Raw genomic sequence first — 23,460 nt, 5'->3', positions numbered from 1 at the left:
GTTGCCATGAAGCTTCGGAACGGCAGTCGCAACGGCCGTCGCAAGGTCGTTGTGGCAGCCGCGATCGGGCTGCTGCTCGCTTCGGGCTGCAGTAAGTCCACCGACGGAGAGGCCACCGTCGGCGTACCCCGGCCCGGCACCCCGGTGTCCTGGGGACCGTGCGAGGCCTCGGCACCGTCGGACGCGGTGCGCATCCCCGGCGACGCGGAATGCGGTCTGCTGTCCGTACCGGTCAACTACGACAACCCCGACGGCGAGGTGGCCCGGCTCGCGTTGATCCGCTTCAAGGCCACCGGCGACAAGATCGGGTCGCTCATCATCAACCCCGGCGGGCCGGGCGAATCCGGTGTCCAGTCGGCGGTCTCGATGCTGCCGAGCATCCCGGGCTCCGTCCGCGAGCGTTTCGACCTCGTCGGTTTCGACCCCCGCGGCGTCGCCTCGTCGAGTCCGGCCGTGTGGTGCAACTCCGACGCCGACAACGACCGGCAGCGCGCCGATCCGATGGTCGACTACTCGCCCGAAGGGGTCGAGCGCATCGAGGGTGAGCTCAAGGCCTTCGTGCAGCGCTGCTTCGACAAATCGGGTGAGGAATTCCTCGCCAACGTCGGCACCGTCAGCGTCGCCAAAGATCTCGACGCCATCCGCGCCGCGGTCGGCGACGAGAAGCTGACCTACCTCGGTTACTCCTACGGCACGCGCATCGGCGCCACCTATGCCGAGACCTTCCCGGACAAGGTCCGCGCGATGATCCTCGACGGCGCGATCGACCCGAACGCCGATCCGCTGGAGGCCGACATCCGGCAGGCCACGGCGTTCCAGACCGCCTTCAACGACTATGCCGTCGACTGCGCCAAGGATCCGTCCTGCCCGCTGGGCACCGATCCGGCCAAGGCCGTCGAGGTCTACAAGAGCCTCGTCGACCCGCTCGTGCAGAAGCCCGCGGCCACGAACGATCCGCGCGGGCTGAGCTACAGCGACGCGATCGTCGGCACCATCCAGACGCTCTACTCGCCGAGCCTGTGGCGCTACCTCACCCAGGGGCTGACCCAGCTCCAGGCCGGCCGGGGCGACGGCATGCTGTCGTTGGCCGACCTCTACATGCGCCGCGACGCCCAGGGCCACTACAACAACTCGACCGACGTACGCGTCGCCGTCAACTGCATGGACCGGCCCCGGATCACCGATCGGGCCCAGGTCGTCGAACAGGACCGCAAGCTGCGCGAGGTGGCGCCTTTCATGAGCTACGGCGAGTTCACCGGCAACGCGCCGATGAGCACCTGTGCCTTCTGGCCGCTGCCGCCGTCGAGCGAACCGCACGAGATCTCGGTGCAGGGTCTGCCGCCGCTGTTGGTGATCTCGACGACCAACGACCCGGCCACGCCGTACCAGGCCGGCGTCGACCTGGCCCGTCAGCTCGGCGGCACACTGCTGACCATGGAGGGCACCCAGCACACCGTCGCCTTCCAGGGCAACAGTTGCGTCGACGACATCGCCGCCAAATACCTGATCGATCTCTCGGTGCCGCCACCGGACACCCGGTGCACCAACTGACGATCGCCGCGGTCACCGCAGCAGACCTCGACGACCTGGCACCTCTGCTGCGGGCCTACTGCGACTTCTACCGCGTCGACCCGACCGACGAGGCGTTGCGGGCGCTCTCGGTCGCGCTGCTCGAACACCCCGAGGAGGGGGTGCAGCTGATCGCGCGCGACGACACGGAAACACCCGTGGGGTTCGCCACGATCTACTGGACGTGGCAGACACTGCACGCCGCCCGGGTGGGCGTGCTCAACGACCTCTACGTCGCGCCCAGCACCCGGGGCGGCGGCGTCGGACGCGCGCTCATCGAGCGCTGCCGGCAGCTGTGCCGGGAGCGTGGCGTCGCGCGGCTGGCGTGGGAGACCGCGCCGGACAACCAAGCGGCACAACGGCTTTACGACACCCTCGGCGCCGAGAAGTCCACCTGGCTCAGCTACGAGCTGGAACCCTGATCACAGCCCGGTCACCGTTTGCCGTCGTGGGCACACCCTGGCGTGGCAACCGTGCGACCATGATCGCCATGTGGTGGGGAGGCCGGCGGACGCTGGCGGCTGCGTTGGCGTCGGTCCTTCTCGCCGGCATGACCGCCGTGCCGGCGACGGCGTCCCCCGAAGGGGAGGCCGTGCAGTCCTACGGCCAACCCCCGGTGTGGGGATCCTGCGCACAGACCAGCCCCACGGCGGTCCCGACCGCACAGTGCGGCACGGTCTCGGTGCCGGTGGACTACGCGCAGCCCGACGGTCCGCAGGCGCAACTGGCCGTCATCCGGGTGCCCGCCTCCGGCGACCGCATCGGCGTGCTGATGGTCAACCCCGGCGGTCCCGGCGCCTCGGCCGTGGACACCGTCGCCGGTATGGGCGCCGCACTGGCCGACACCGAGATCGGGCGCCGCTTCGATCTGGTCGGCTTCGACCCGCGGGGCGTCGGGCACTCCACCCCGCAGCTGCGCTGCCGCACCGACGCCGAGTTCGACGCCTACCGCCGTGAACCGCTCGCCGACTACAGCCCGGCCGGCGTCGCCCACATCGAGGGCATCTACCGCAGACTCGCCCAGCAGTGCGCCGACCGGATGGGGCTGGACTTCCTGGCCAACGTCGGCACCGCGTCCGCGGCGCGGGACATGGATGTCGTGCGGAGCGCACTGGGGGAGAACCAGATCAGCTACCTCGGCTTCTCCTACGGCACCCAGCTCGGTGCCGCCTACGCCGGGCGGTACCCGGAGCGGGTGCGGGCGATGGTCCTCGACGGCGCGGTCGACCCCAGCGCCGACCCGATCGCGAAGAACATCTCGCAGCAGGCCGGATTCCAGAAGGCGTTCGAGGCCTATGCCGCCGACTGCGCGGAATCCGCGGGCTGCCCGTTGGGCACCGACCCCGCCCAGTTCAACAACCGCTTCCACCAGCTGGTCGATCCGCTGGCCACGCGCCCGGCGGCGACGTCCGATCCGCGCGGTCTGGGGTACCAGGACGCCATCACCGGTACCGGCAATGCCCTGTACAGCGCCCGGTATTGGCCGTACCTCACCAGCGGTCTGCTCGGCCTGCAACGCGGCACCGACCCGGGTGACCTGCTGACCCTGGCCGACGAGTACCAGGGCCGCACCACCGACGGGCGGTACTCCAACGCCCAGGACGCCTTCACCGCGATCCGCTGCGTCGACACGCCGTTCCCCACCGACCCGGCCGTCTACGCCGCCGCGGACCGGCGTGTGCGCGAGGTCGCGCCGTTCTTCTCCTACGGCCAGTTCACCGGATTCGCCCCGCGCGACGTGTGCGCGCTGTGGCCGGTGCCCGCGACGTCGACTCCGGCTCCGGCCACCAGCCCGGGCCCCGGCAAGGTGGTCGTGGTGTCGACCACCGGGGATCCGGCGACGCCGTATGCGGCAGGGGTGGCGCTGGCCAAGCAGCTGGGCGCCTCGCTGATCACGTTCGAGGGCAAGCAGCACACCGTGGTGTTCAACGGCGACGCCTGCGTCGACACCGCCGTGGTGCGTTTCCTCGTCAACGGCGTCGTGCCGCCCAACGGTCTCGAATGCCGAAGTTGATCGTCGACCTAGCAGCGCCGTAACACAGAATTAACAGCCGGAACCTACGCTCGCGGTCATGGATCGCCAGAAGGAATTCGTGCTGCGCACGCTGGAAGAACGCGACATCCGCTTCGTCCGGCTGTGGTTCACGGACGTCCTCGGATACCTCAAGTCGGTGGCCATCGCCCCCGCCGAGCTCGAGGGCGCCTTCGAGGAGGGCATCGGCTTCGACGGCTCCGCGATCGAGGGCTTCGCCCGGGTGTCGGAAGCCGACATGGTCGCCCGGCCGGATCCGTCGACCTTCCAGGTGCTGCCCTGGGTCGACGACTCGAAGAAGCACCATTCGGCCCGGATGTTCTGCGACATCACCATGCCCGACGGCTCGCCGTCCTGGGCCGACTCGCGGCACGTGCTGCGTCGCCAGCTGGCCAGGGCCTCGGATCTGGGGTTTTCCTGCTATGTCCACCCCGAGATCGAGTTCTTCCTGCTCAAGCCGACCGCCAATGACGGCACCCCGCCGGTGCCCGCGGACAACGGCGGCTACTTCGACCAGGCCGTGCACGATTCGGCGCCCAACTTCCGCCGCCACGCCATCGACGCCCTCGAACAGATGGGCATCTCGGTGGAGTTCAGCCACCACGAGGGCGCACCCGGCCAGCAGGAGATCGACCTGCGCTACGCCGACGCGCTGTCGATGGCCGACAACGTCATGACCTTCCGCTATGTGGTCAAGGAGGTCGCGCTCGCCGACGGGGTGCGGGCGTCGTTCATGCCCAAGCCGTTCGCCGAACATCCCGGCTCGGCCATGCACACCCACATGAGCCTGTTCGAGGGCGACACCAACGCCTTCCACAGCCCGGACGATCCGCTGCAGCTCTCCGACGTCGCGAAGTCGTTCATCGCCGGCATCCTCGAGCACGCCAACGAGATCAGCGCCGTCACCAACCAGTGGGTGAACTCGTACAAGCGGCTGGTGCACGGTGGCGAGGCGCCGACCGCCGCGTCCTGGGGTGCGGCCAACCGGTCGGCGCTGGTGCGGGTGCCGATGTACACGCCGCGCAAGGCGTCGTCGCGCCGCATCGAGGTGCGCAGCCCCGACTCGGCCTGCAACCCGTATCTGACGTTCGCGGTGCTGTTGGCCGCGGGTCTGCGCGGGGTGGAGAAGGGCTACGTCCTGGGCCCGCAGGCCGAGGACAACGTGTGGAGCCTGACTCCCGAAGAGCGGCGCGCCATGGGGTACAAGGAGCTGCCCGGCAGCCTCGGCGCCGCGCTCGGTGAGATGGAGAACTCCGAACTCGTCGCAGAGGCGTTGGGGGAGCACGTCTTCGACTACTTCCTGCGCAACAAGCGCACGGAGTGGGAGACCTACCGCAGCCACGTCACCCCCTACGAGCTCAAGACCTACCTGTCTCTGTAGGACTCGTCGCGCGCTACCGTTTGCGGTGTGACCAGACCGTCGACCGAACGCTCCAAGCTGCCCAGCCCGGGCCGGCTCGGCCTGGTCGAGAAGCAGGCGACCGCGCATCTGGCGCAGCTGGGCTGGAACACCGACCGGCACGTCGAGCTGCTGTGGTCGCTGTCGCGCGCCCCCGACGCCGACAGCGCGCTGCACACCATGGTGCGGCTGGCCGAAGCGCTCGGCGACGGCTGGGACGAACTCAACGCCGCGCTACTGACCGACAAGGGGCTGCGCGGCCGGCTGTTCGCCGTGCTGGGTTCATCGCTGGCGTTGGGCGATCATCTGGTCGCCCACCCCGACCGCTGGCGGTTGCTGGCGGGCAAGGTGGAACTGCCGTCGGCGGCGGAACTGCGCAACGCGTTCGACGAACTGGCCGCCGCCGCACCCGACAGCACCAAGGCCATGGCGCCGATGCGCGACCACTACCGCGACCGGCTGCTGGTGCTCGCCGCGCTCGACGTCGCCCCGACGGTGGAGAACGAGCCGGTGCTGCCGTTCCCCACGGTCGGTGAGCACCTCTCCGATCTGGCCGACGCCGCGCTGAGCGGTGCGCTCGAGATCGCGATGCGGTCGGTGTGCGGTGACGGCGACCGGCCCCGCATCGCGGTGATCGCGATGGGCAAATGCGGTGCGCGGGAACTGAACTACGTCAGCGACGTCGACGTCATCTATGTGGTGGGGGAGGCCGCTGAGTCCGACGTGCGCACCGCCACCCGGGTGGCGGGGGAGATGATGCGCTTTGCCGCCGACGCCTTCTTCGAGGTCGACGCGGCGCTGCGGCCCGAGGGTAAACACGGTCAGCTGGTGCGCACCCTGGACTCCCACGTCGCCTACTACCAGAGGTGGGCCAAGACCTGGGAGTTCCAGGCCCTGATGAAGGCCCGCCCCGCGGCCGGTGACGCCGAACTCGGCCGCCAGTACGTCGACGCGCTGATGCCGATGGTGTGGACGGCCTGCGAGCGTGAGGATTTCGTGCCCGAGGTGCAGGCGATGCGGCGGCGCGTGGAGGAGACCGTGCCCGCCGGCGTCCGCACCCGGGAACTCAAACTCGGCACCGGCGGTCTGCGTGACGTCGAGTTCGCCGTGCAACTGCTGCAGCTGGTGCACGGCCGCAACGACGAATCCCTGCACGTCGCGTCCACGGTCGACGCGTTGGCTGCGCTGGGCACCGGCGGATATGTGGGCCGCGACGACGCGGCGAACCTCACGGCGTCGTACGAGTTCCTGCGGCTGCTCGAGCACCGGCTGCAGTTGCAGCGGCTCAAGCGCACCCACATGCTGCCCGAATCCGACGACGACGAGGCGATGCGCTGGCTGGCCCGCGCCGCTCATGTGCGCCCCGACGGTCAGCACGACGCCTTGGGGGTGCTGCGCGAGGAACTGAAACGCCAGAGCCTGCGGGTGTCGCGGCTGCACGCCAAGCTGTTCTACCAACCGCTGCTGGAATCGGTGGGTCAGCCGGCGCTGGGCATCGAACCGGGGATGAGCACCGCCGCCGCCGAGCGTCAGCTCGCCGCCCTCGGTTACGAGGGCCCGCAGAGCGCGCTGACCCATCTGGCGGCGCTGACCGGAGACGGCGGCCGGCGCGGGCGGGTGCAGCGGGTCCTGCTGCCGACCCTGCTCGACTGGCTGTCCGACACACCGGATCCGGACGCCGGCCTGCTGTCGTACCGGCGCATCAGCGAGACACTGGCGGAGGAGCGCTGGTTCCTGTCGACGCTGCGCGACGAGGGCGCGGTGGCCAAACGGCTGATGAAGGTGCTCGGCACCTCGGCGTACGTGCCCAATCTGCTGATGCGGGCCCCCGAGGTGATTCGGCTCTACGCCGACGGACCCACCTGCCCCAAATTGCTCGAGACCGAAACCGACGCGATGGCCAGGGGATTGGTGGCGTCGGCGGGCCGGCACGCCGACCCGGTGCGGGCGATCGCGGCTGCGCGGACCCTGCGCCGCCGGGAGCTGGCCCGCATCGCCTCGGCCGATCTGCTCAACATGCTGCCGGTCACCGAGGTGTGCGCGGCGCTGACCGCGCTGTGGGTGGCGGTGCTGCAGGCCGCGCTGGACGCCGTGATGCGCGCCAACGCACCGGAGGGCGGGCCGCCCGCGCGGATCGCGGTGATCGGGATGGGCCGCCTCGGCGGCCAGGAACTCGGGTACGGCTCTGACGCCGACGTCATGTTCGTCTGCGAACCCTGCAACGGCGCAGACGAACCTGCCGCCGTGAAGTGGGCGATCACCGTCGCCGAACGGGTCCGCGCGCTGCTGGGCACCCCGAGCGCCGACCCGCCGCTGGAGGTCGACATCGGGCTGCGCCCTGAGGGCCGCAACGGCGCCCTGGTGCGCACTCTGGCGTCGTACGAGGCGTATTACAAGCAGTGGTCGCAGCCGTGGGAGGTGCAGGCGCTGCTGCGGGCCCACCGCGTGGCCGGCGATCTCGACCTCGGCGAGCGGTTCCTGCTGATGATCGACAAGACCCGCTATCCCAAGGGCGGGGTGTCGGCCGATGCGGTGCGCGAGATCCGGCGCATCAAGGCCCGGGTGGACGCCGAACGGCTTCCGCGCGGCGCCGATCCCAACACCCACACCAAGCTCGGCCGCGGCGGTCTGGCCGATATCGAGTGGACGGTGCAGCTGATTCAGCTGCGCTACGCCGAGAAGGTGCCTGCCCTGCACACCACGTCGACGTTGGACGCGCTCAACGCGATCGGTGCGGCCGAACTGATCGCGGAGGGCGACATCGACCTGCTGCGCCAGGCGTGGCTGACCGCGACGCGGGCGCGCAACGCGCTGGTGCTGGTGCGCGGCAAGCCGACCGACCAGCTGCCCGGTCCGGGCCGCCAGCTCAACGCGGTCGCGGTGGCCGCCGGCTGGCACAATGACGACGGCGGCGAGTTCCTCGACAACTACCTGCGCGTGACGAGGCGGGCCAAGACTGTGGTGCGAAAGGTGTTCGGTGAGTGACTGGAACCGCATGACCGTCCCGTTCCGGGAGATCGGTGATGACGAATACGAGCGGCTGCGCGCCGTGCACGAACCACTCACCGAGGCGATCCGCGAGCTGGTCGACGCGGGCGTCCGCACCGGCGCCGACGACGCCACGCTGCGCGACGCCGAGGCGGCGATCCGGGCCGTCACCGACACGCTGCGAAGCAATCAGCGTGACTCTTCCGAACCCGTCCGGCACGCCACCACCGGCCGGCCGTTGGCATGGGCGAATCCCGCTGTGGGACTGGGCAATGCGATCGCCCCGCCGATGACGATCGAACGCACCGCGGACGGCCGGTGGGTCAGCTCGTTCACCCTCGGCGCCGCCTACGAGGGGCCACCCGGCCTCGTGCACGGCGGCATCTGCGCGCTGGTGCTCGACCACATCTTGGGGGAGGCCGCCAGCGAGGGGCTGACCCGGCCGCTGTTCACCGGCACCATCACGGTGCGCTACCTGCGCGGCACCCCGCTCGGACCGGTGCGGGCCGAGGCGTGGATCGACCGCGTGGAAGGCATCAAGACGTTCGCCCGCGGCGAGGTGCGCGACGCCGACGGCGTGACCGCCGAGGCGGACGGCGTCTTCATCATGCCGGCATGGGCGCGTGACGCCGGATGAAGTTCTACATCAGCCTGGCGTTCCTGGAGACCCGTGAGGCCGTCGAGATCGCGCGCGCCGCAGACGAACTCGGCTACGACGGCGTCGGCATCCCAGACCATGTGTTGAACCTGGAGACGCTGGCCACGCCGTACCCCTACACCCCCGACGGCCAGCGGCGCTGGCAACCGTTCACCCACTGGCCCGACCCCTGGGTGCTGATCGGCACCCTCGCGCAGGTGACCACGCGGCTGCGCTTCGTCAACACCGTCTACATCCCCGCGATGCGGGACCCGTATTCCGCGGCGAAGGCCATCGGCACCGCGGCGTATCTGACCGGCGGACGCGTCGAACTCGGCATCGGGGTGGGCTGGTGCGAAGAGGAATTCACGCTGATGGGTCAGCGGTTCGACCGTCGGGGTAAGCGCACCGACGAGATGATCGAGCTGTTCCGCGCGCTGTGGCAGCCGGGCTGGACCGAATTCGACGGCGAGTTCTACACCACCCCGCGCCTGGAGATGGAGCCGACGCCGCCGCACATCCCCGTCTACTCCGGCGGACTGTCGGATATCGCGCTGCGCCGCGCCGCCCGCAACGACGGCTGGATCGGGGACCTGATCTCCACCGACGAGGCGATCGAGAAGGCCACCCGGGTGCGTGAGATGCGTGCTGCCGCAGGTCTTCCGCTCGATGACTTCACGATTCTGACCCCGCTCAGCGACGCGCTGGTCCGCGCCGACTACGACCGTGCGGAGGCGGCCGGGATCACCCACATCCTGACGATGCCGTGGATGTTCTACACCGGTGCCGATGCGAGCGTCGCTGAGAAGATCGACGGGATGAAACGGTTCCGCAAAGACCTCGCGTTGGACGCCTAGTAGCGCGGGCGGCGGAACCGGCTCAACAACCCGCCTCGCCGAACCGGCTGGCCCGTCGCGTAACCCGCGGGGGCAGCCGTCCCGGTGACGACGCGATTGGCGCCCACCCCGCCGGCGAGCGTGCGGCCGCGCCGGCGGGCGTCGACCGACAGGCTGCCGGCGCCGAGTGCGGCGATCGCCAGGAAGCCGAAGCAGTACAGCAGCGCGGGCTCGCCGCCGTTGCCGCCCATACCCTGGTCGTAGGGCCAGAAGGTGGTGGGCAGGTGCTGCCAGAGGTAGGCCACCGCCATCTCGCCCGAGGCGATGAACGCCGCGATGCGGGTGAACAGTCCGATCGTGATGAGGACGCCGGTGACGAGTTCGATGAGCCCGGCCCACCAGTACGGCCAGGTGCCGACCGGAACCGCTTGGCCCAGCGGCCAACCGAACATTTTCATGGTGCCGTGCAGGGTGAACGCCAGACCGAAGACGATCCGGAAGATGCTCAGGATGGGGGAGGAGTAGCTCGCGAGCCGCGCGTCGAAGTTGGTCGCCATGGACCGACTTTACGCTTCGGTGTCCAGGATGTTCACAGCTCGAGCAGCACCGTTACCGGACCGTCGTTGACCAGTTCCACGGTCATGTGCGCCCCGAAGACACCGGTCTGTACCTCGGCGCCCAGTGCGCGCAGCGCCTCGCACAACGCACCGACCAGCGGTTCGGCCACGGCGCCGGGCGCTGCGGCATTCCACGACGGCCTGCGGCCCTTCTCGGTGTTGGCGTACAGCGTGAACTGGCTTACCACCAGGATGGGCGCGTTCTCGTCATGCGCCGAGCGCTCACCGTCGAGAATGCGCAGCCGCCAGAGCTTCTCGGCGAGTTTGGCCGCGACGTCGGCATCGTCGGTGTGCGTGACACCCACCAGTGCCAGCAGTCCCTGATGGGCGGGTGCGATCGCACCGACCACCTCGCCGTCGACCGTCACACTCGCCGAGGACACCCGCTGCACCAGAACCCGCATGGGGTCCATCCAAGCGAAAGGGCCGGGCGGTGCGAACACCACCCGGCCCCTGCGCTCAGTGCTGGTTACACGTCGTAGTACAGGCTGAACTCGTACGGATGCGGACGGATCTGGATCGGCATGATCTCGTTCTCCCGCTTGTAGGAGATCCAGGTCTCGATCAGATCCTCGGTGAACACCCCACCCTCGGTGAGGTACTCGTGGTCCTCCTCGAGACGGTCGATGACCGCGGCGAGCGAGGTCGGGGCCTGCGGGATGTTGGCGGCCTCGTCGGGCGGCAGCTCGTAGAGGTCCTTGTCGACCGGCGCCAGCGGCTCGATCTTGCGCTTGATGCCGTCGATGCCGGCCATCAGCATCGCCGCGAACGCCAGGTACGGGTTACCCGAGCTGTCCGGGCAGCGGAACTCGAGGCGCTTGGCCTTCGGGTTGTTGCCGGTGATCGGGATACGGACGCAGGCAGAGCGGTTGCGCTGGCTGTACACCAGGTTGATCGGGGCCTCGTAACCCGGAACCAGACGCTTGTAGGAGTTCACCGTCGGGTTGGTGAACGCCAGCAGCGACGGGGCGTGGTGCAGGATGCCGCCGATGTAGTGGCGGGCCAGATCCGACAGACCGGCGTAGCCCGACTCGTCGTGGAACAGCGGCTGGCCGTCCTTCCACAGCGACTGGTGGGCGTGCATACCCGAACCGTTGTCACCGAAGAGCGGCTTGGGCATGAAGGTGACGGTCTTGCCGTTCTTCCACGCCGTGTTCTTGATGATGTACTTGAACAGCAGCACATCGTCGGCCGCGTGCAGCAGCGTGTTGAACTTGTAGTTGATCTCGGCCTGGCCGGCGGTGCCCACCTCGTGGTGGCCGCGCTCGAGGGTGAACCCGGCGTTCTGCAGGTTGGTGGCCATCTCGTCACGCAGGTCGACGTAGTGGTCGTACGGCGCGACGGGGAAGTAGCCACCCTTGGGGCGGACCTTGTAGCCGAGGTTGGGGCTGCCGTCGGCCTCGAACGGTTCGTTGGTGTTCCACCAACCCGAGACCGAGTCCACCTCGTAGGAGGTGCCGTTGATCTTGGAGTCGAAGGTGACCGAGTCGAAGATGTAGAACTCGGCCTCGGCACCGAAGAAGCAGGTGTCGGCGATGCCGGTGCTGGTCAGGTAGTTCTCGGCCTTGCGGGCGACGTTGCGCGGGTCGCGCGAGTACGCCTCCCGGGTGAAGGGGTCGTGCACGAAGAAGTTCATGTTGAGCGTCTTCGCGTGCCGGAACGGGTCGATGCGCGCGGTCGCGGGGTCCGGCAGCAGCATCATGTCCGACTCGTGGATGGACTGGAAGCCGCGGACCGACGAGCCGTCGAACGCGAGCCCGTCTTCGAACACGCTCTCGTCGAACGCTGACGCCGGGATCGAGAAGTGCTGGACGACGCCGGGCAGATCGCAGAACCGAATGTCGACGTACTCGACCGCTTCGTCCTTGATCAGCTTGATGATGTCGTCGGCCGTCTTATCTGCCACTGAGTTGTCTCCTTTACTGGTAACCCGCGCGTTGACGCTAGGGACACGATGTTGCACGGTCGTCAACCGCATGTTGCGCGGAAGTTACGGCGATGGCGAACCGGCCGACGGTGCCGCAGACACTGGCCCGCCTATCCTGGACAGTATGGCCCGCGCGATCGGGTCCTGGCTGTCCGGTCCCGAATCGAATCGCGGACCCGGCGGCCCGGGCCAACCACCGAACGAATATCCGGGTCAACGACTCGGGCTGCCCCCCGAGGGGCCGGGATCGATCGCCCGGTTCGGTCGACGGGTGGGCGCCATGATCATCGACTGGCTGATCGCCTACGGACTGGCCGCGCTGGCGACGGCGGTCGGAGTGATCTCGGTGGCGACGATGTCGACGGCGATCCTGCTGATCTGGTTCGTCATCGGCGTCGTCTCGGTGCGGTTGTTCACCTTCACGCCCGGCCAGTTCGTGCTGGGGCTGGCCGTCGTGTCCATGGACGACCGCATGCACGTCGGGCTCGGCCGTGCGCTGGGGCGCAACCTCCTGATCACGCTGGTGATCCCCGCGCTGTTCACCGACGCCGATCTGCGCGGGCTGCACGATCTGGCCACCAAGACCGCCGTCGTGCGCCGAACGTGACGTTGTGCGCGACTTTCGGGGGAAAACTCGCGCACGAGCTCACGTTCGGCGGAGATGATCAGGCCTCGTGCCGGACCTGGCCGTTCATCATGGTCAGCGAGATGGTGGCCGCATGGATCTCGTGCGGGTCGATCTCGAAGATGTTGCGGTCGAGCACGATCATGTCCGCGAACTTGCCCGCCTCCAGTGAGCCGACCTTGTCGTCGAGCCGGATCTGGTACGCCGCGCCGAGCGTGTTGGCGTGCACCGCCTCCTCGACCGTCAGCCGCTGGTCCTCGGGAGCCAGCACCGGGGCCCCGGGGTCGCCGACCAGCTGACGGGTCACGCCGATCTGGATCGACTCGAGCGGTTTGTACGTCGAGAAATATCCGGCGGCCGGCCAGTCGGCGCCCAGCGAGACACGCCCGCCGGACTTCAGCACCGCCTGCGGCCGGTACAGCAGTTCCTTACGGGGGGCGCCGTAGCGCGCGCCCATGTTCTCGATCGTGTCCGGGTCGGCCGACATCCAGTTGGCCGAGAACTGTGCCGTCACACCGAGTTCGGCGAACCGGGGCGCGTCGCTGTCCTCGACGTAGACCAGATGCGCGATCGCGTGGCGCCGGTCGCGCGGCGGGTTGGCTGCGATCGCCCGCTCGATCGAATCCAGGCCGACGCGTGCGGTGCGCTCACCGCAGGCGTGGATGTGCACGTCGTAACCCGCGGCGTCGACGTCACCGACCAGGCGGTGCCACTGCTCCTCGGTGAATGGCGAGGCGCCCGTCGAATCCGGTTTGTCGGCGTAGGGCTCGATGAGCCACGCGGTGTATCCGCCCTGGGTGCCGTCGCCGACGATCTTCACGACGTCGACCGACACCAGATCGCTGGAGATCTCGTCGCGGACGGCCTTGAACCGGTCCACCGTGCCCTCGATCGGCATCCCGCGCACCGAATAGGAGGCGACCACGCGGAACGGGAGCAGCCCGCGCTGCTCGACGTCGGTGTAGAGCCGCAGGATCGCCGCCTGATCGTCCCCGATCGGGGGCACGCCGGCGTCGAAGAGCGACGTGATCCCCGCCGCCGAGGCTTTGGGCAGCCATTCCTCGGTGAGCGTGCCGATCGTCTCCGGCGAGATCGGCTCGACGGCGTCGACCAGGCCGAGCACTGCGTTGACCTCGAGCACGTAGCCGGTGGGCTCGCCGTTCTCGTCGCGCGCGTAGTAGCTGAACCCCGGGATGGGGTCCGGGGTGTCGCGGGTGACGCCGGCCATCTCGAGGGCCTTGCTGTTCGCCCACAGGCTGTGGCCGTCGATGGCGAAGAAGAACGCGGGGCGGTCGGGCAGGATGCGGTCGAGGTCGCCGCGGGTGGGTCCATCGGGGCCGAACATGTCGACGCGCCAACCGAATCCGCGGATCGGTCCGGTGGGGTGGTCTTGGGCGTAGGCCTCGATTGCGGCGAGTGCGTCGGCGCCCGTGGGCACCTGCAGATCCACCCCGGACGTCAGGAACGCCCCGAGGAATGGATGGGTGTGCCCTTCGACGAACCCGGGCATCAGCAGCTTGCCGCCGAGATCGATCACCCGGGTGGCGGATCCGGCCAGCGCCATCGCGCCCGCGTCGTCGCCGACGTAGGCGATGCGCTCACCCTTGACCGCCACCGCCTGCGCCCACGCGTCGGCCGCGCCGGTGTAGACCGTGCCGTTGTGGAACACGACGTCCGCGCGGTCGTCGTCCGCGCCGCTGCCCTGCCCACCGTCAGAGGGCGCGGGATCCGGGCCCGACGAACACGCGCTCGCGGTCGTCGCCGCGACCACCACGAGCGCTGCGGCGCGCAGCGCCGAGCGACGTGAGGTGTTCAGTCCGAATCGAGTGAAATGGGGTGCCCAGTCACATGCTGTGCACATCCCGCGGCGCTCAGCGCCGCCGCACGGTGCGCTGCACGCCCCGCATCTTGGCCTGCGCGGGCAGCGGCCCCTTCGGCATGGCCGCCGCCGGCCCGGCCTTGGTGCCGAGCGCGACGAGCCGCGACTCCAGCGCGTCCATCTGTTTGACGGTGATGTTGGCCGGCAGCTTGTTCAGGTGGCGCTCGAGCTTGCTCAGCGGCACCTCGCCTTCGCCGTTACCCACGACGACGTCGTAGATCGGGGTGTCACCGATCAGTCGCGCGGTGCGCTTCTTCTCTTGCGCCAGCAGCGGTTTCACCCGGGCGGGGGAGCCCTCGCCGACGAAGATCACGCCGGGGCGGCCGATCACCCGGTGCACGGCGTCGAAATGGCCGGTCGCGGCGACGCCGGGCGTGACCCGCCAGCGGCCGCGCAGGTTCTCCAGCGCCCAGGCGGCGGCGCCGGTCTGACCCTCGGCCTTGCGGTACACCGACTTCTGCGCCCGCCTGCCGAACACGATGAACGCGACCAGCAGGCCCAGGATCACCCCGAGCGGGATCAGCGTGTACATCGTGAAGCCGCCGATCAGCACGCCGACCGCCACCGAGATGCCCACGATCAGCACGAAGGCGCCGATCATGTACGGCAGCAGCCGCTTGTCCTCTTTGCGCTGGATCTGGAACGCCTGCCACAGCTGACTGCGCCGCTGCTTGGAGGCCGCCTTGCGGGCGGCCTTCGCCTCGGCCTTGGCGGCTTTGCTCGCCTTGGATCCGGCGGGAGTCCGGGATTTCGCCATACTGCTCAGGATACGGGTGGGGTGGCGGCCGGTTTCAGCCGTGCTGCCTGCGCGTACAGGCGTCCGGCGCGATACGACGACCGCACCAGCGGACCGGCGAGCACGCCGGCGAATCCGAGCCCCTCGGCGTACTCCGAGAACTCCACGAACTCCTCGGGCCTGACCCAGCGTTCGACGGGGTGATGCCGGGGCGACGGGCGCAGATACTGCGTGATGGTGATGATGTCGCAGCCGGCCTCGTGCAGGTCGACCAGCGCGGTCCGCACCTCGTCGGGGGTCTCACCCATGCCGAGGATCAGGTTGGACTTGGTCACCAGACCGTCGTCGCGGGCGGCGGTCAGCACGTCGAGGCTGCGCTCGTAGCGGAACGCCGGCCGGATCCGCTTGAAGATGCGCGGCACGGTCTCGACGTTGTGGGCCAGCACCTCCGGGCGGGAGGCGAAGACGGTTCCGAGCTGATCGGGGTCGCCGTTGAAATCGGGGATCAGCAGCTCGACGCCGGTGTTCGGGTTCAGGCGCTTGATCTCGCGCACCGTTTCGGCGTACAGCCAGGCCCCGCCGTCGGGAAGGTCGTCGCGGGCGACGCCGGTGACCGTCGAATACCGCAGACCCATCGCCTGCACGCTCTCGGCGACCCTCCGCGGTTCGTCGCGGTCGAGTTCGGCGGGCTTGCCGGTGTCGATCTGGCAGAAGTCGCAGCGGCGGGTGCACTGTTCGCCGCCGATGAGGAACGTGGCCTCGCGGTCCTCCCAGCATTCGAAGATGTTGGGGCACCCGGCCTCTTCACACACCGTGTGCAGGCCCTCGCGTTTGACCAGCGCTTTGAGCTCTTTGTACTCCGGACCCATCTTGGCCCGCGTCTTGATCCACGGCGGCTTGCGCTCGATGGGCGTCTGGGCGTTGCGGACCTCGAGACGCAGCAGTTTGCGGCCCTCAGGTGGCGTGACTGTCACTATGTCGATCTTACGCCGGAGACTGCCAACCGGCCGTCGAGCGCATCGCACACCCGCTCGGTCACGGCGTCGGTGACGTCGGCGACGGTGACGCGGTGGCCGAGTTCCGCGGTCAGCGACGTCACCCCGGCGTCGGCGATACCGCACGGGACGATCGTCGAGAACGCCGACAGGTCGCAGTCGCAGTTCAACGCGAAGCCGTGCAGCGTCACCCCGCGCGACACCCGGATCCCGATGGCGCCGATCTTGCGTGCTGGCCGCAGACCCCCCGAAGACGGCTCAGCCGGGAGCCACACCCCCGACCGGCCGTCGACCCGGCCGGCGTCCAACCCGAGCTGCGCGCACACCGCGATCAGGGCCTCCTCGATGCGGCGGACGAAGTTCACCACGTCGAGGGGTTCGACCAGACCGACGATGGGATAACCCACCAGCTGGCCCGGGCCGTGCCAGGTGATCTTGCCGCCGCGGTCGGTGTCGACCACCGGTGTTCCGTCCACCGGCCGTTCGTGGGCCTCGGTGCGTTTACCCGCGGTGTAGACCGGCGGATGCTCGAGCAGCAGCAGCGTGTCCGGTCCGCCCGCCACGCGGGCCGCGGCGACGTCCCGCTGGAGCTCCCAGGCCTGCAGATAGTCGACGGTGCCGAGCCTGCGCACGTCCACCGGTGCGGTCGACGACCGGATCGAGACCTCCATGCCAGGCACGGTACTCGTCAGTGCTCCTTCGGGCCGGTGGCGTAGGCCAATGCCTCCCCGACGGTGTTGTGTTCGAAGGCGAATCCCGCTCGCTCCAGCGCGGCCGGGATGGCGCGCTGCCCGCCGAGCAGGCCCTCATTGGCGAACTCACCCAGCACCGTGCGCAGCGCGAACCCCGGGACCATCAGCGGCGCCGGCCGGTGCAACGACCGCCCGAGCGCCGCGGTGAACTCGGCGTTGGTCACCGGCGCCGGACCGGTCAGGTTCACCGGGCCCGATACGTCGTCGTGCTCGATCGCGAACAGGATCGCCCGCACCTCGTCGACCAGGCTGATCCACGGCATGTACTGGCGGCCGTTGCCCAGCCGCGCGCCCAGGCCGAGCGCGAACAGCGGCCGTACCCGCGCCAGCAGACCGCCCGCCGGGCCCAGCACCAGCCCCGAACGCAGCAGCACCACCCGCGCGCCGTCGGCTGCGGCAACCCCCGTCGCTGCCTCCCAGTCCACACACAACCGGGCCAGGAAACCGGATCCCGCCGGTGCGGTCTCGTCGGTGATGCGGTTGCGGGTGTCGCCGTAGTAGCCGACCGCGCTGGCGTTGACGAAGGTGGGGACGCCGGCGTCGACGACGGCGGCGGCCAACACCTCGGTGGGTGCGATGCGGCTGTCACGCAGGCTCTGTTTGAACGCCCCCGACCACCGACGCTCCCCGATGTTGACGCCGCACAGATTCACCACGGCGTCCACGTCGGACAGCGCGCCGGCGTCGAATTCACCCGTATCGGGGTTCCAGAACAGCTCGTCGGCGTTCGACGGGGCACGACGCACGATGCGGATGACCCGATGGTCGGTGGCCCGCAGGCCGTACACCAGTGCCGAGCCGATCAGCCCCGAGGAACCAGCGACCGCGACGGTGGCCACTGGTCCTACAGACCGAGGTCGGCCTCGAACGCACCCTCTTCGAGACGACGTTTGATCGTGGTCAGGAACCGGCCCGCGTCGGCGCCGTCGATCAGGCGGTGGTCATAGGTCAACGGCAGGTACGCCACCGACCGGACACCGATCAACTCGTTGCCGTACTCGTCGACGATGACGCGCGGCCGCTTGACGATCGCACCGGTACCCAGCATCGCCGCCTGCGGCGGCACCAGGATCGGGGTGTCGAACAACGCACCCTGGCTGCCGATGTTGGTGATGGTGAACGTGCCACCGGACAACTCGTCGGGCTTGAGGTCACCCGAGCGGGCGCGGGCGGCGATGTCGGCGATCGCCCGAGCCAGCCCGGCCAGCGACAGATCGCCCGCGTTCTTGATCACCGGCGACAGCAGACCCTGCTCGGTGTCCACCGCGAAGCCGAGGTGCTCGGCGTCGTAGTAGGTGATCTCCTTCGAGTCCTCGTTGTAGCTGGCGTTGATGTTCGGATGCGCCTTGAGTGCGTCGATCACCGCGCGGGCGATGAACGGCAGGTACGTGAGGTTCACACCCTCGCGTTCGGCGAACTCACTCTTCGCCTTGGACCGCAGCGCCACGATCTTGGTCATGTCGACCTCGTGGACCTGCGTCAACTGCGCAGTGGCCTGCAGCGATTCGCGGGTCTTCTTCGCGGTGAGCTGCCGGATCCGGTTGGCCTTCTGCGTGGTGCCGCGCAGGTGGGCCAGCGGTGCATTGGCGGTGTTGGCGTCCGCGGGCGCCATCGCGGCGGCCGGGGCCTTCGACGGCGCCTCGGCGGCTTTCTCGGTCGAGGACTTCTCTGAGGCCTTTTCCGCGGCGGCGAGCACGTCCTGCTTGCGGATCCGGCCACCGATGCCGGTGCCCTTGACCGTGGACAGGTCGACGTCGTGCTCGGCGGCCAGCTTGCGGACCAGGGGCGTGACGTACGGGCCGCTGTCCCCCGAGTCGGAGTCGGAGTCGGAGTCGTCCTGCTTGGGCTCGGGCTTCTTTTCCTGCTTCGGTTCCGGCTTCTTCTCGGGTTCCGGCTCGGGCTCGGGCTCGGGCTCCGGTTCGGGCTCGGGCTCAGGTTCGGGCTCCGGTTCCGGTTCCGGCTCGGATTCCGGTTCAGGCTCGTCCTCGCCGGAGTCGGCGTCGTCGGCGTCGCCGATCTTGGCGAGCTCCCCGCCGACCTCGACGGTGTCGTCCTCCTCGGCGGTGATCGAGATCAGCGTCCCCGCCACCGGCGAGGGGATCTCGGTGTCGACCTTGTCGGTGGACACCTCGAGCAGCGGCTCATCGACCTCGACGCTGTCGCCGACCTTCTTCAGCCACCGGGTGACCGTGCCCTCGGTGACCGACTCGCCGAGTTCGGGCATGGTCACCGAGGTGCCCCCGCCGGACTTCTTGGGCTTCGCGTCGGCCTTCGGCTTCTTCGCGGGCTCGTCCTCGGTGTCCTCGGTGTCTTCGGTGTCCTCGGTGTCTTCAGAGGACTCCTCGGCGGGCGCCTCCTCCTCGGCCGAGTCGTCATCGGAGTCGTCAGAGTCCCCATCAGCGTCGGATGAATCCTCGTCGGAGCCGGACGAATCCCCGGAGTCCTCGCCCTCGTCGCCGATCACGGCGAGTTCACCGCCGACCTCGACGGTGTCGTCCTCCTGCGCGACGATCTTCTTCAACACACCCGACGCGGGTGCCGGGATCTCGGTGTCGACTTTGTCGGTCGACACCTCGAGCAGTGGCTCGTCCTGTTCGACGGTGTCGCCCTCTTGCTTCAGCCACCGGGTGACGGTGCCTTCGGTGACGCTCTCACCGAGAGCGGGCATCTGAACAGAGACGGCCATGTGTGTTGACTCCCTCGAACGGCTCGGTCGTACCGGGTCGAAATGTCCGTTCCCATCCTTCCACGTCCGTAACCGGTATTCGTCGCAGACTCGGCTACTGCCGGCTCTGGCACTATCGGAAAAGAGGTTCGAGAAGGGAGCCGCACGCAGGTGGGGATCTTCAGCAAATTCCGGGGCCGCCGCAAAGCCCGGTCCGACGGTCGCGACCCCGCCGCCGATCTGCGCTATCTGCAGCAGTGGGTGGCCGAGCACCACGGCGTCGAGGCGTTCATCGAGCCGCAGACCGCCGTCACCGAGGTCACGGTCTGTCTGGTCGCCGCCGACGGCGAATGGACCAGGCGCCGCGCGGGGGGAGACGCCGGCGCGCACAAGCTCAGCGACCGGCTGAAGATCCCGGTCTACGACGTCCAGAAGGTGGGATATCCGCAGCGGATGCGCGATTACGACGCACGGCGGCGTATCGAGCGCAAACGCGCGGCCCGGCAGGAACTCGAGGGATGACGCCGACCCGCTTCGTGGAAAGCGCCGACGACGTCCGTATCGCCGTCTACGAAGAAGGCAACCCCGACGGGCCCACGCTCGTCATGGTCCACGGCTGGCCGGACTCCCACGCGCTGTGGGACGGGGTGGTCGAGCAGCTGGCCGGCCGGTTCCGCATCGTGCGCTACGACAACCGCGGCGTCGGGGCGACGTCCACCCCGAAACCGGCCGCGGCGTATTCGCTGGAGCGTTACGCCGACGATCTGGCCGCGGTTCTCGACGCCGTGAGCCCCGGGCGCCCCGCCCACGTGCTGGCCCACGACTGGGGGTCGATCGGCACCTGGGAGTACCTCGGCAGGCCCGAGGCGGCCACCCGGGTCGCATCGTTCACCTCGGTCTCCGGACCCAGCGCCCACCACGCCATGCTCTACATCCGCGGCGCACTGGCCCGGCCCTGGCGGCCGATAGCGTTCGCCCGCGGCGTCGCCCAGCTGGCCCGGCTGTCCTACATGGCGCTGTTCTCGCTGCCGCTGCTGCCCGGCCTGGCCGTGCGGGTGTTCGGCGGGCCGTTCATCGCCTCGTCCACCGCCGCCGACGCGGCCGCCAGCATCAAGGTGTACCGGGCCAACGCCCTGCCCGCCCTGTTCCACCCGCGCCGCGACCACCACGTCGAGGCCCCGGTCCAGCTGATCGTCAACACCGCCGATCCGTTCATCCGTCCGCACGCCTTCGCCGGCATCGGCCGGTGGGCGCCGCGGCTGTGGCGGCGTGACCTCGACGCCGGGCACTGGTCGCCGATCTCGCATCCGGGCGTCATCGCCCGCGCCGTCGAGCAGTTCGCCGACCACATCGACGGTGCGCCCGCCTGCCGGGAACTGCGCCGCGCCGAGGTGGGCCGCAGCCGCGGATACTTCGGCGACCAGCTCGTCTCGGTGACGGGCGCGGGCAGCGGCATCGGGCGCGAGACCGCGCTGGCCTTCGCCGCGGAGGGTGCCGAGCTGGTGGTCAGCGACATCGACGCGGCGGCCGCCCGGGAAACGGCCGCCGAGATCACCGCACGCGGCGGCACGGCCCACGCCTACGCCCTCGACGTATCGGACGCCGACGCCGTCGAACGGTTCGCTGACGAGGTGTGCGCCACGCATGGGGTGCCCGACGTCGTGGTCAACAACGCCGGTATCGGGCAGGCGGGCAGCTTCCTGGACACTCCGCCGGAACTCTGGGACCGCGTCCTGGACGTCAACCTGGGCGGCGTGGTCAACGGGTGCCGGGCGTTCGCGCGCCGCCTCGTCGAACGCGGCACCGGCGGCCACATCGTCAACGTGGCGTCGATGGCGTCCTACGCACCCCTGCAGTCCCTCAACGCCTACTGCACGTCCAAGGCGGCGGTGTACATGTTCTCCGACTGCCTGCGCGCCGAACTCGACGAGGCGGGCATCGGGCTCACCACGATCTGCCCCAGCACCGTCAACACCAACATCGTGCGCGACACGCGCTTCAGCGCACCCAGCGGACGCACGCGCGACGTCACGGGCCGGCGCGGACAACTGCAGAAGATGTTCGCGCTGCGCCGCTACGGCCCCGACAAGGCGGCCAAGGCGATCTTGTCGGCGGTCAAGGCCGACAAGGCGATTCGGCCCGTGATGCCCGAGGCCTACCTGGTGTACGGCGTGTCCCGGATGGCGCCGCAGGTGCTGCGCAGCACCGCCCGGGGCCGGGTGCTCTGACCAGCCGCCCCGGCGGAGGCGGAGCCGGGAAATCTAGCCGGCGTTCGCGATGTCTTCCAGTACGGCGAACATCGTGCGGGTCGGCACCCCGGTGCCGCCCTTGACCGTGTAGCCCCACGGTCCGCCGGTGTTGTACGCCGGGGCGGCGACGTCGATGTGCGCCCACTCGACGCCGTCGGCGACGAACTCCCGCAGATACGTGCCCGCGACCAGCATCCCGGCGAACCGCGATCCGCTGACGTTGGCGAGGTCGGCCACCGTCGACTTGAGGTCATCCTTGAGCTCCTCGGGCAGCGGCATCGCCCAGCCGTTCTCGCCGACCTGCTGCGACAGCGCCGCGACCCGGTCGCGGAAAGCATCGCTGCCCATCACGCCCGGCGTGCGGGAACCCAGCGCGACCGTTTGCGCGCCGGTCAACGTCGACGTCTCGATCAGATAGTCCGGATTGTCCTCGCAGGCCCGCACGATCGCGTCGGCCAGGATCAGCCTGCCCTCCGCGTCGGTGTTGAGCACCTCCACCGTGGTGCCGCCGTACTGGGTGAGCACGTCACCGGGCCGCTGCGCGGTCGCCGACGGCATGTTCTCGGCCATCGGCACCGTCGCGATGACGTCGAGGGGGAGCTTCTGCTTGGCCGCGAGTACCACCGTCGCGATCACCGCGGCCGCCCCACCCATGTCGGAGGTCATGTGGTGCATGTTCGCGGCCGGTTTGATCGAGATACCGCCGGTGTCGAAGGTGATGCCCTTACCGACCAGCGCCACCGTCTTGCCCTTCCGTTTGGCGCCCTTGTGGGTCAGTCGGACCAGCCGCGGCGGCCGCGACGAACCCTTGCCGACGCCCACGATGCCGCCGTATCCGTTCTTGGCCAGCGCCTTGTCGTCGAGGATCTCGACGCTCAGACCGGCCGCCTCACCCAAAGCCTTTGCACGCTTGGCGAATTCGTCGGGGAAGAGGTGGCTGGGCGGCGTGTTGACGAAGTCTCGAGCAGTCGCGACCGCACTCGCGATGTCGGTCGCGCGCTGCGCGGCGTCGCGGGCGCGGGCCTTCGACTCCTGCGACAGCGCCGTGACGGCCCGCAGGCCGCCGTCCTTCGGGGCGGTCTTGGCGCTGCGGAAATCGGTGAACCGGTAGCTGCCGAGGATCAGACCCTCGATCGCCGCCGAGAGGTCCAGAGCCGACAGCGTCGTCAGCACGGCGGCCGCCTTGTCCAGCGACCGAGCCGCGTTGCCCGCGGCGCGGCGCACGGTGTCGGCAGGCCACTCGTCGCGCGGCTTGCCGAGGCCGACGGTCAGCACGCTGGCGACGGGGAGCGACCCCACCACCAGGCGGTGGATCTGGCCTTCGCCGCCGGTCGCGCCGAGTGCGGCCAGGGCGGATTCGATGTCGTCGATCTGGCCGCGGTCGAGGAACGGTTCACCGGCGAGCACGGTCGCCGTGTCGCCGCCGTTCACGCTGTCTTTCACGATGGGCACGACCAGCACGGACTCACCGACACCGCGGCGCGGCAGGGCGGAACTGACGGTGACGACGGGGGCCTGATAGCCGGGATCGTTGCTCACGGGAATCCACCCTAA

General features: G+C 69.5%; 20 protein-coding genes. 10 read left to right on the top strand and 10 right to left on the bottom strand.

Annotated elements, in window-relative coordinates:
* Positions 1–6: 6 nt before the first annotated feature.
* The 7 genes from A5757_RS10145 to A5757_RS10115 are packed head-to-tail and all read left to right on the top strand — an operon-like array spanning position 7 to position 9,482.
* Positions 7–1,551, top strand: a complete 1,545-nt coding sequence (locus A5757_RS10145; protein WP_197497308.1) for an alpha/beta hydrolase — start codon at positions 7–9, stop codon at positions 1,549–1,551.
* A complete protein-coding gene (locus A5757_RS10140) occupies positions 1,539–1,991 on the top strand; it encodes a GNAT family N-acetyltransferase (RefSeq protein WP_066832741.1) in 453 nt (150 codons plus the stop codon). Before A5757_RS10145 ends, A5757_RS10140 begins: the two co-directional genes overlap by 13 nt.
* Before the next feature lie 59 nt (positions 1,992–2,050).
* Positions 2,051–3,583, top strand: coding sequence for an alpha/beta hydrolase (locus A5757_RS10135; protein WP_066832738.1), 1,533 nt, complete (start codon positions 2,051–2,053; stop codon positions 3,581–3,583).
* A gap of 58 nt (positions 3,584–3,641) precedes the next feature.
* The gene (gene glnA / locus A5757_RS10130) at positions 3,642–4,982 is read left to right on the top strand and encodes a type I glutamate--ammonia ligase (RefSeq protein ID WP_066832734.1); all 1,341 of its coding nucleotides are present in this window, start codon (positions 3,642–3,644) and stop codon (positions 4,980–4,982) included.
* 27 nt (positions 4,983–5,009) lie between these two features.
* Positions 5,010–7,985 (top strand): bifunctional [glutamine synthetase] adenylyltransferase/[glutamine synthetase]-adenylyl-L-tyrosine phosphorylase, encoded by a 2,976-nt coding sequence (locus A5757_RS10125; RefSeq protein ID WP_066832731.1) that lies wholly within the window; start codon positions 5,010–5,012, stop codon positions 7,983–7,985.
* A gap of 10 nt (positions 7,986–7,995) precedes the next feature.
* Complete coding sequence (locus A5757_RS10120; protein WP_066832728.1) at positions 7,996–8,625, top strand: PaaI family thioesterase; 630 nt, start codon at positions 7,996–7,998, stop codon at positions 8,623–8,625.
* Positions 8,622–9,482: a TIGR03619 family F420-dependent LLM class oxidoreductase gene (locus tag A5757_RS10115; protein WP_066832726.1), complete on the top strand. Its 861-nt coding sequence runs from the start codon at positions 8,622–8,624 to the stop codon at positions 9,480–9,482. The genes A5757_RS10120 and A5757_RS10115 overlap by 4 nt, the downstream gene beginning before the upstream one ends.
* Here A5757_RS10115 and A5757_RS10110 read toward each other — a convergent pair.
* The 3 genes from A5757_RS10110 to glnA (A5757_RS10100) all read right to left on the bottom strand — a co-directional run bounded on the left by A5757_RS10110 (position 9,479) and on the right by glnA (A5757_RS10100) (position 11,984).
* Positions 9,479–10,018, bottom strand: coding sequence for a DoxX family protein (locus A5757_RS10110; RefSeq protein ID WP_066832723.1), 540 nt, complete (start codon positions 10,016–10,018; stop codon positions 9,479–9,481). The two genes, A5757_RS10115 and A5757_RS10110, sit on opposite strands and share 4 nt — an antisense overlap.
* A 32-nt stretch (positions 10,019–10,050) precedes the next feature.
* Complete coding sequence (dtd, locus tag A5757_RS10105; RefSeq protein ID WP_066832952.1) at positions 10,051–10,482, bottom strand: D-aminoacyl-tRNA deacylase; 432 nt, start codon at positions 10,480–10,482, stop codon at positions 10,051–10,053.
* Positions 10,483–10,547: 65 nt separating this feature from the next.
* The gene (gene glnA, locus A5757_RS10100; RefSeq protein WP_066832719.1) at positions 10,548–11,984 is read right to left on the bottom strand and encodes a type I glutamate--ammonia ligase; all 1,437 of its coding nucleotides are present in this window, start codon (positions 11,982–11,984) and stop codon (positions 10,548–10,550) included.
* Between the two features lie 145 nt (positions 11,985–12,129).
* Between glnA (A5757_RS10100) and A5757_RS10095 the strand changes: the two genes are divergently transcribed.
* Entirely contained in the window at positions 12,130–12,612 is a 483-nt protein-coding gene (locus A5757_RS10095; RefSeq protein ID WP_066832948.1) for an RDD family protein, read from the top strand.
* A 58-nt stretch (positions 12,613–12,670) separates the two neighbouring features.
* On the opposite strand, the gene A5757_RS10090 is transcribed toward A5757_RS10095, so the two are convergent.
* Genes A5757_RS10090 through sucB form a run of 6 tightly spaced genes read right to left on the bottom strand, consistent with a single transcriptional unit; the run spans position 12,671 to position 19,678 of the window.
* Positions 12,671–14,491, bottom strand: coding sequence for an amidohydrolase (locus A5757_RS10090; RefSeq protein ID WP_082929395.1), 1,821 nt, complete (start codon positions 14,489–14,491; stop codon positions 12,671–12,673).
* A 10-nt stretch (positions 14,492–14,501) separates the two neighbouring features.
* The gene (locus A5757_RS10085; RefSeq protein WP_066832717.1) at positions 14,502–15,266 is read right to left on the bottom strand and encodes a DUF4191 domain-containing protein; all 765 of its coding nucleotides are present in this window, start codon (positions 15,264–15,266) and stop codon (positions 14,502–14,504) included.
* 5 nt (positions 15,267–15,271) lie between these two features.
* Positions 15,272–16,219: a lipoyl synthase gene (gene lipA / locus A5757_RS10080; RefSeq protein WP_066832714.1), complete on the bottom strand. Its 948-nt coding sequence runs from the start codon at positions 16,217–16,219 to the stop codon at positions 15,272–15,274.
* A complete protein-coding gene (gene lipB, locus A5757_RS10075; RefSeq protein ID WP_066832711.1) occupies positions 16,219–16,911 on the bottom strand; it encodes a lipoyl(octanoyl) transferase LipB in 693 nt (230 codons plus the stop codon). Before lipB ends, lipA begins: the two co-directional genes overlap by 1 nt.
* A gap of 17 nt (positions 16,912–16,928) precedes the next feature.
* On the bottom strand, positions 16,929–17,831 hold the full coding sequence (locus A5757_RS10070) for a TIGR01777 family oxidoreductase (protein WP_066832709.1): 903 nt from the start codon (positions 17,829–17,831) through the stop codon (positions 16,929–16,931).
* 5 nt (positions 17,832–17,836) lie between these two features.
* Positions 17,837–19,678 carry a 2-oxoglutarate dehydrogenase, E2 component, dihydrolipoamide succinyltransferase gene (sucB, locus tag A5757_RS10065; protein ID WP_066832707.1) on the bottom strand — a complete coding sequence of 614 codons (1,842 nt, stop codon included), beginning with the start codon at positions 19,676–19,678 and terminating at the stop codon, positions 17,837–17,839.
* Positions 19,679–19,828: 150 nt separating this feature from the next.
* Between sucB and A5757_RS10060 the strand changes: the two genes are divergently transcribed.
* A complete protein-coding gene (locus A5757_RS10060; protein WP_066832705.1) occupies positions 19,829–20,179 on the top strand; it encodes an oxidoreductase in 351 nt (116 codons plus the stop codon).
* Positions 20,176–21,885: an SDR family oxidoreductase gene (locus tag A5757_RS10055; RefSeq protein ID WP_066832703.1), complete on the top strand. Its 1,710-nt coding sequence runs from the start codon at positions 20,176–20,178 to the stop codon at positions 21,883–21,885. Before A5757_RS10060 ends, A5757_RS10055 begins: the two co-directional genes overlap by 4 nt.
* Positions 21,886–21,918: 33 nt before the next feature.
* On the opposite strand, the gene A5757_RS10050 is transcribed toward A5757_RS10055, so the two are convergent.
* A complete protein-coding gene (locus tag A5757_RS10050; RefSeq protein ID WP_066832701.1) occupies positions 21,919–23,445 on the bottom strand; it encodes a leucyl aminopeptidase in 1,527 nt (508 codons plus the stop codon).
* Between the last annotated feature and the right edge of the window lie 15 nt (positions 23,446–23,460).

The sequence above is a fragment of the Mycobacterium sp. 852013-51886_SCH5428379 genome (assembly GCF_001665575.1).
In the GTDB taxonomy this organism is placed as follows: Bacteria; Actinomycetota; Actinomycetes; order Mycobacteriales; family Mycobacteriaceae; genus Mycobacterium.
This window is presented reverse-complemented; position numbering and strand designations above follow the sequence as displayed.